Origin of the sequence: Chryseobacterium sp. KLBC 52 (assembly GCF_003347605.1) — a bacterium.
GTDB lineage: Bacteria > Bacteroidota > Bacteroidia > Flavobacteriales > Weeksellaceae > Chryseobacterium.
In genome coordinates this window covers 142980-151356 of record NZ_QDFZ01000014.1, presented here as the reverse complement: position 1 = coordinate 151356, position 8377 = coordinate 142980, and the positions used below count along the sequence as shown (strand labels likewise).

Annotated in this window: 8 protein-coding genes; 7 read left to right on the top strand and 1 reads right to left on the bottom strand. The window is 35.6% G+C overall.

Annotated features, from left to right (window positions below):
- The 4 genes from DDF69_RS15830 to DDF69_RS15815 all read left to right on the top strand — a co-directional run.
- Nucleotides 1-465, top strand: a 465-nt coding sequence (locus tag DDF69_RS15830; RefSeq protein ID WP_114820850.1) for an IS3 family transposase, incomplete at its 5' end; no start/stop codon positions are given.
- 114 nt (nucleotides 466-579) lie between these two features.
- Nucleotides 580-1023 carry a hypothetical protein gene (locus DDF69_RS15825; protein ID WP_114821619.1) on the top strand — a complete coding sequence of 148 codons (444 nt, stop codon included), beginning with the start codon at nucleotides 580-582 and terminating at the stop codon, nucleotides 1021-1023.
- A gap of 14 nt (nucleotides 1024-1037) precedes the next feature.
- Nucleotides 1038-1874: a hypothetical protein gene (locus DDF69_RS15820; protein ID WP_114821618.1), complete on the top strand. Its 837-nt coding sequence runs from the start codon at nucleotides 1038-1040 to the stop codon at nucleotides 1872-1874.
- 205 nt (nucleotides 1875-2079) lie between these two features.
- Nucleotides 2080-2580 (top strand): hypothetical protein, encoded by a 501-nt coding sequence (locus DDF69_RS15815; protein WP_114821617.1) that lies wholly within the window; start codon nucleotides 2080-2082, stop codon nucleotides 2578-2580.
- 276 nt (nucleotides 2581-2856) lie between these two features.
- Here DDF69_RS15815 and DDF69_RS15810 read toward each other — a convergent pair whose 3' ends face one another.
- Nucleotides 2857-3258, bottom strand: coding sequence for a nuclear transport factor 2 family protein (locus tag DDF69_RS15810; RefSeq protein WP_114821616.1), 402 nt, complete (start codon nucleotides 3256-3258; stop codon nucleotides 2857-2859).
- 199 nt (nucleotides 3259-3457) lie between these two features.
- Between DDF69_RS15810 and DDF69_RS15805 the strand changes: the two genes are divergently transcribed.
- The 3 genes from DDF69_RS15805 (at nucleotide 3458) to DDF69_RS15795 (ending at nucleotide 8136) form a co-directional block, all read left to right on the top strand.
- Nucleotides 3458-5608: a TonB-dependent siderophore receptor gene (locus DDF69_RS15805; protein ID WP_114821615.1), complete on the top strand. Its 2151-nt coding sequence runs from the start codon at nucleotides 3458-3460 to the stop codon at nucleotides 5606-5608.
- A gap of 217 nt (nucleotides 5609-5825) precedes the next feature.
- Nucleotides 5826-7100 (top strand): PepSY-associated TM helix domain-containing protein, encoded by a 1275-nt coding sequence (locus DDF69_RS15800; protein WP_114821614.1) that lies wholly within the window; start codon nucleotides 5826-5828, stop codon nucleotides 7098-7100.
- Nucleotides 7084-8136 (top strand): alpha/beta hydrolase, encoded by a 1053-nt coding sequence (locus tag DDF69_RS15795; protein WP_114821613.1) that lies wholly within the window; start codon nucleotides 7084-7086, stop codon nucleotides 8134-8136. Before DDF69_RS15800 ends, DDF69_RS15795 begins: the two co-directional genes overlap by 17 nt.
- The last annotated feature ends 241 nt before the right edge of the window (nucleotides 8137-8377 follow it).

Genomic DNA, 8377 nt, shown 5'->3' with positions numbered 1-8377 from the left:
ACAGAATTTAACGTTTCGGGCAGTAAATTGTATCTTTCGCCGATAATTGACCTTTACAATGGCGAGATTATCAGTTACGATCTCTCAGAAAGGCCTGCCTTTGCGCAGGTTGTGAATATGCTCAAAAAAGGATTCAGAAAAATTAAAAATACTGAAAACCTCATTATCCACTCTGATCAAGGCTGGCAATATCAGATGAAAGCCTATCAGCACCTGTTAAAAGAAAAAGGCATTATCCAAAGTATGTCCCGCAAAGGAAACTGTCTGGATAATGCAGTAATAGAAAACTTCTTTGGAACTTTAAAATCTGAAATGTTCTATACTAAGAAATTTAAAACCATTGATGAGCTCAAAAAAGAAATAAAGAAGTATATCAAGTATTACAATAACGACAGGATAAGACTTAATCTAAAAGGAAAGAGTCCGGTACAGTACCGAACTCTTTCATATAATAATATTGTTTAATTTTGTCTAAACTTTTGGGTGCAGTCTATCTTGTGGGATTTTTTTTATCAATTTAATCCAGAAAAAATAAAGGATTCTGTTTACTTTTGCAAAAGCCATTTAAACTTCAATATAATGAGTATAAAATCAATTACGATAGGATTTCTATGTTGTATTTTCGTAGCAGTGCTTTCAGGATGTTCCTGGATAACTGATTTCTATATTCAAAACCTTACTGGCTCCAAAAAAATAATTAAGATCAATTACAGTTATCCCATCTCAAAAGCAATTGATAATGGAGGCGGCAGCTTTGCATTTAATTATGAAAATGGAATATTGTCACCTCGGTCTTTCTATAAAATCAAAAATCCAAAGTCTCTTGAAAAAATAGAAATAAAAGATTCTTCCATTGTCCTTGAGCTTTATCCAAATTCAACAACAAAAATTTACACAAGCCATAATGGAAGCTGGAGATATAGAATTAAAAGTGTTGAGATTAATGGAACCATATTTTATCCTTCAGAATTAATAAATAAAAGCAGATATATCAGTAAGAGTTATGTTTATAAAATCGAATAAAGGAAAAAGCTGTAATGGATAAAAAAGCAATACAAATTTTACTCAACACCATAAAAACTTCCCAGAACGAAAGTGTAAGGGATTGGTTTTATTGGGAAACTTATATGCAGTATATCTCTGAAGATGATTTTGAGTATGCAAAGAAACATTCTGTAATGTATGATCAGGAAGAGATAAGTCATGATGAAATTTGCAGAAGAATTAAAAGGGCTGTCGCTGGTATTGAAAAGCAGAAAGTTGTGGATGCTTTTGTGTACAGTTTAAGTACAAGACAACTGGAATACCGATCATTTTTATCCAGCTATTGCATTGCAGAAAGTCTGGAAGAGCATAGCTTTACGCCAAGTCCGGAACCTAATGAAGATATCTGTGCGATATGCGGGCTTCATACTTATGAGTTTGAAGATCCTATCGAATTCAATACCATCAATTATTTCAAATACAAAGATGGATGTTGTTTTGATAGTTTAATCCAGGTTTTATTTGATGTAGAACAGTTTCCAAAACTTCCGGTCGTTAAACCTACCGAAAATGACTACAGGATTCTCAATGAACTGAAAGAAATTATTGAAACATCAGAACCCGGCGACAGAATTTCTCAACTTAAAAAGAGAATCGCCAAAACAGTAAAATCAAATGATGAAGAAAGATTAGGATTGTTGGAAATTTTGGGAGTTATCGGAATTTTACATGATGATGCTCATTTTGGGTATGCAGATCAATATGTTACCTATCCGGAAAGAGAACACAGACCCATTAGGAATGATGATGTTGGTTATCCCGCAAGATGGTGGCAGGGGAAATTTGGAATTGATGATGAAAAATGGAAGTACTGGTTTGAAAGCAATTAAGTGATTTTTTTATCATGCTCTCATACATTTAAAAGCAAATTTTCAATACAAAAAACAGGGTTAAAATGAATTCGGAAGTGTTTTTATCGGATTAGCTTAAAAATAGATGATGTTTACCGAATTATTTATAAATTAGAGCGTTAAAATTCAGGCTGTTATTAGTATTTAAAAACTAATAAAAATTCCACCAAATCAAAATATAACCATGGCAGAATATTACGCAAAATCAAGCAATTCTTTATCTTTCGAGGTCACAAGAGAAGAAAGATTAATTGGAAAACTTACTTATACAAGCTGGTTTAAATTTAATGCTGTCATTGAAATTGCAGATGGTAAAACCTATCAGGTAGAGCCAAAAGGTTTTTGGGGAACTACGATTGAGCTTAAAGACCATGAAAGGGTACTTCTGAAATTCAGAATGAACTGGAACGGGGAAATTGTGGTGCAGACCTATTTTGATGGGATTAAAAATGGCTATCTTTTTAAACACAGAGGTATTTTTAAAGAATCATTTGTCCTTACAGATCAGGACGGCGTAGAGCTGATAATTATAAAACCCCACCTGAAATGGACTTCCATGAATTACGAATATCAGATAACCACCTCTGATGCCTATGAAACCTTTCCGGAAAAAGAAATCGTTTTAATTAACGCACTGCATTGCGCCAATTATTATATGTCGATGATGGCCGCTGCCGTTATATAAAAGATAATTGTAGACATTAATAGCAATGTAATTCTGACACAGAAAAAAGTTCTGTGCGCATTGTTCAAAGAATCTCATTAATAATAAACTTGTTTAAACTTTTTTGAAACATTAAGATCGCATTAAGGTATTTAGACTATTAAGATGAGCTTCGCTTTATGCTTAAAAATCAGAATGATTTATCTTAACTTAATTATGCTTTACTGCTTAAATCCTTCTTAATGGTTTAAGAAATATCCAATGTATGTTGTTATCAATAAGATAAATAGCCTTTAACTACTTATCCAAAGCCTTTGAAACTGCTAAACTATCTTCCAGTAGTCTGTAGCGTGTAATTTTATGATTTTGAATACGCATCTGAATACAGAATAAGGACTCTACAATATTCCCAGTTTCAAGCATTTTCGTTACAAATTCTCCTGTAATCACGGCATTTTCATCATCGGTAAAAATATGATCAATTTTTGCAGAAACAGGCTCCGTATATTTCCATAGCAGTTCAAAAAATTCGGCGACTTCCTGTTTATTGTTTCTTACTCCCAGCCAGGGCGCTTTTTGTTCATCTCCAGGTATATACCAGTCTACAGTATCAGAAAAAAGGTTGGTTAATTCTGTCAGATTTCTTTCCGACATAAACTGTAGAAATTGCTGAATAGTTTCTTGGTTATTGCTCTTCATTTCTTGAAAATTATAATCAATAATTAGCTTGATATGGAGTCATGAAGATAAGAAAAAATTAAACTCCAATTGCTGTTTATTTTCATAGAATCCTTTATTAATGGGTTATTTCATTGCAAAAGTTTTATGATTTGTATCATGTTTTTATTTAGAATTAATAAAAATAAGATAATTTTGCAGAACTAACTTAATTATAAACATGAAAAAAACTATTATTTCTGCAGCTCTATTAGCCGTAACGATGCTGAGTGCCCAGGAAACGGATACCATTAAAGTGGCTGAAATTCAATCCGTATCGCTCCAGGGAACTCACAATTACAGAACCAAAAAATCTGAATCTATCGCAAGACTTCCTCTTGAAAACCTTGAAAATCCAACCGTTTACAACCTCGTTCCCAAAGAAATCATCAGTGAAATGGGAGCAATGGACTTCAATACAGCCATGGCTTCTGCTCCGGGAGTTGTTGTAAGCAACAGTGTCAATGACAGTGGAAACGATATTTTTATGAGAGGATTCAGTTCCAATGCCAGTTTCAGAAACGGACTGATTCAAAATCCAAGAGTACAATCTGAGATCGCTAATATCGAGAGAGTAGAAGTAATAAAAGGCCCATCCGGAACTTTATTCGGAGGAACATTAGCCAACTATGGTGGTGTGGTGAATATTGTAACCAAAAAACCACAGGAAAACTTCGGAGGAATTATCAATTATACTACCGGAAGCTGGGGAATGAACAGGATCACAGCAGATGTGAATACCCCTTTGAATAAAGAAAAAACTGCATTGGCAAGATTCAATGTCGCAGCCTATTCTCAGGATTCTTTTCAGGATGCGGGCTACAACAAAGGATTATTTTTCTCCGGAAGTGTTTTGTACAAAGTAAGTGATAAAACCACAGTAACGTTAGACACCGAGTTCCATGCTCCGGACAAAACATTGAATGCTTATGTAAGAAACTCAGAAAAGCTGACTCTCCACTCCATGAAAGACCTGGAAGTCGCTTACAAAAGAGCATTTACCAGTAATGACATCGGTTCCAAAAGAACCAATTTTGTAACAATGGCTGAGGTTACCCATAAATTCAATGATCAATGGACTTCAAGAACCTCTTATCAAAGAGGGGAAGCCAATGAAAATGAGTCGATCTTTTTAGTGCTGAGATATCTGAATAATAATCAGGTAGAAAGAATGATCCGCCCTTTCGACAGTTTTAAAGTAACCACAGACAATATCCAGCAGAATTTCACAGGAGATTTTAAAATAGGAGGTTTAAGAAACCGTCTGGTGGTAGGAATAGATTACTTCCAGCAAAGAACAAAATATCAGTTCCCTTATTATGAAGCCAATGGATACAGCAATGTTTTCATGCCTTATGACAAAGTGAATCTTGATAGCTCTTCAGCTTGGGATCCGATCTCAAGAAACAAATTCATGAACAGAGAAAGAAAATCCACAGAATCTGATATTACAACTTTCAGAACGATCAGTGGTTATGTCTCCAATGTTTTAAATATCACAGATAATTTACTCGTAATGGCCAGTTTGAGAGTAGATAGCTATAAAAATGATGATATGGTGGTAAATGGTGTAGAGATCTCTACCAAAAACGGATATGCTGAAAATAAGGTTTCCGGTTACAGCCAGACCCAATTTTCACCAAAGTTCGGATTGGTGTATGAAATTGTAAAGGATGAGATTTCATTCTTTGCCAATTATGTGAATGGATTTAAAAACTATGCTCCATCACTGAATGAAGTCGGTGTTCTGACAAAATGGGATCCGGAACAGGGAAATCAGATTGAAACAGGTTTCAAAGTGGATTTGTTCCATAAAAAACTACTAACGACCGTGAGTTACTATAATATTAATGTTAAAAACAGACTGGTTGCAGATCCGGGTGGAATAGGAAGTATTCAGGATGGTAATATCAAAAGTCAGGGACTGGAAATAGGGATCATTGCGAACCCTTTCAAAGGATGGAATATCGTTGCCGGATATGGTTATAACGACAACAAATATGATGACCGAAGCAAAGACAGCGGAAAAAGAATCGCCTGGACTCCAAAACATGTAGCCAATCTATGGACAAGTTACAAAATTATGGATGGTGCTTATGAAGGACTTGGTTTCGGAGCCGGATTTAATTTTGTAGATCAAACCTACATCAACATTGTGAATCATTTTCTAGCTCCTTCTTACACTACTGTGGGTGCTACCATTTTCTATGACAAGAAAAAATACAGAATCGGTCTGAAAATGAATAATGCGCTGAATGAAAACTATTGGAATTTCTACGGACAGCCACAGAAGCCGAGAGAAATCCTTGCCAATTTTGCATTCAAATTTTAAATCTAAAAAACAAAAATAATCTCAACGAAACTATAAGGATGAAAACCGCAAAGGTGCAACGATTTGATTTATAATCTCTTTTTATTTCTGAAGCCTTCAAATATGCTAAAGTAAATGGCAGCAGAAATAACTCTTTTCACTTTACAAACACGCCATTATAAATACGATTGCGCCTTTGCATTTTCTACCCTTCCATTTTTGAGCAGATAAAAAAGATATGGAGAATAAAAAAACTAATCCTAAAAAAAAGCAGGGGAAATCCCTTACCAAAAGGATCACCGGCTGGCTGCACCTTTGGCTCGGACTGGTGTCCGGAATCATTGTGCTTACTGTTACTCTTTCTGGAACTGTATTCGTCTTTTGTGACGAAATCATTGATTGGTGTGGTGGAAGCGCGAAATACGTCCAGGCTCCGGCTCATGCAAAAAAAATGACCCCTGAAGAATTGCTTGTACAGTTTCACCAGCAGGTTCCGGACAGAAAAGCGTTCTATTTTGATACGTACAAAGAATCAGACAGAAGCTTCAGAGTAGCATCAGCCACCAAACCGCCTAAAGATAAAAATGCGGACAAAGCAGAAAAACCGAAGAAAAAAGGCCGTGGCCCGCGAGGTGTATTTGCTTATCATTATCTCAACCCTTACACCGGAAAAGTAATAGGCTCTACAAAAAGCTATGAGTTTTTCTATGTTGTAGCCCATATTCATGCGCAGCTATTGGCAGGAAAGTTCGGGAAAACGGTGGTCGGAATTGCCTCGATCATCTTTTTTGTTCAGCTTATCGGCGGACTGATTCTCTGGTGGCCAAAAAAATGGAACAAAACAACCAGAACAACTGCTTTTAAAATCAAATCCGGAACAAAATGGCGCAGGAAAAACTACGATTTTCATAATGTTTTTGGGTTTTATTCATTGCTTCCGGCCGTGTTTATTACCATTACAGGATTGATTATGGCGTATGAGGTTTTAACCAATCTTACCCAGCAGGCTTTCGGAGGAGCCGTAGATGCCCATACTATTGCGGAAAAATATGAACCTAAGTTTGATCCGGAAAAGAAAGCTTTGACTTATACTGATTTTGTAGACAGAAAGTTTAAAGAGTTTCCTGATGCAAAACAGTTCAGAATGAGTATTCCGAGAAATGATTCTGCAACGGTGTACCATGTTGGAGTCGCTCAGTTTATCGGGTTGAAAAGCCTTATCAACGGGAAAAGTATGGAAACCAACAAATACACCGGAAAAGAAATAGATTATCCTAAAGAAGTTCAGATGCATGAAGTAATAGAACACATGAATTTTGATCTTCACGTAGGCTACTGGGGTGGAATGTTCGGTAAAATATTCACCTTCATCATCGGAATTATCTGTACCAGTCTCCCGATTACCGGATTCCTGATCTGGTGGGGCCGAAGAAACAAATCACCCAAAAAGAATAAAGAAATTAAAAACATTCATCAACACAGAAAAGACTCACACCATGAACAATTGGTTTAAAATTATATATCTTCCCTTATTTTTACTGTTTACCTTTGGGAAATCACAGGAAAAACTGACGATAGGAGAGAAGCAAAACGTATTTTCAAAAGTTTTGAACGAAAACAGAGAAATCTGGATTCACCTGCCTAAAACGTATAACGACAATACCATCAATCCCGCAAAATATCCGGTGATCTATCTTTTAGATGGAGAAATCAATTTTGAATATTATACAGGATTAGCAGATTTCATTGCCAGAACACCCTATGCCGATATTCCTGAGTGTATTGTGGTAGGAATTAAAAATACAGAAAGAACAAGAAATCTTACCCCGACAAAGTCTGAAAAGAAAAGTCCCGTAAATCCTGCTCTTACTCTTTTTGCAGATAGCGGAGGCGGTGAAAGTTTTCTGAAATTCATGCAGGAAGAATTGAAACCTTTTATGAATAAAAACTACAGAACTCAGGATTATTCTGTGTTGGTAGGGCATTCTTTCGGAGGATTATTTGCCATTAATACCTTTCTTTTGCATCCGGATTATTTCAATGCTTATGTTGCGAATGATCCCAGTTTATGGTGGGACAATAAAGTAACCATCAAAAGAACGAAAGAGTATCTGGAAAAGAATAAGAACTTTCCTGCAAAAAAATCTTTGTATGTTTCCCAGGCAGATAATGAAGAACAGCAGAAAAACTGGAATTCTGAGATGACGCAGGCTATTGAAGAGTTTAAAGGAATTATAGAAAAGAACGGTTCTTTGAACTATAAACATCGCTTTTTTGAAGGCGAAACCCACGGAACCGTTTCTTATCCTGGAAATTATGAAGCCTTGAAATTTATATTTAAAGGTTTCAGAACCGATATAAAACAGTTGGCCAAAAATCCCAAACTGCTTGAAGAAGAGTATAAAAAGTTTTCCGAAAAAATGGGAGCAGATTTTATTCCTTCAGAGGCCTATCTGAATGTGGTAATCAAATTCATGAAAAGCAATAGTTTCAAAGAATCTGAAACCTATTTTATGAATCTGAAAGACAAGTATTATTCTAAGAAATAATACGCTGAAAAAGAAGCTGTCTCAAAAGTCAAACAATTTGGCTTTTGAGACAGTTTCTTTTTTATATATACTAATTTTAAAATTAGGTTTTGGCTAAAGCCAATGGAATTGCTGATGTAATATAAAACGGGCTAAAGCCCGTTCCTATTGAATATTTCTCTCGCAGATTTTGCTGATTGAGCAGATTTATTCTTAAAGATCCGCACAGTTTTTCATTCCGCAGGAATCTAGATCTAGTATT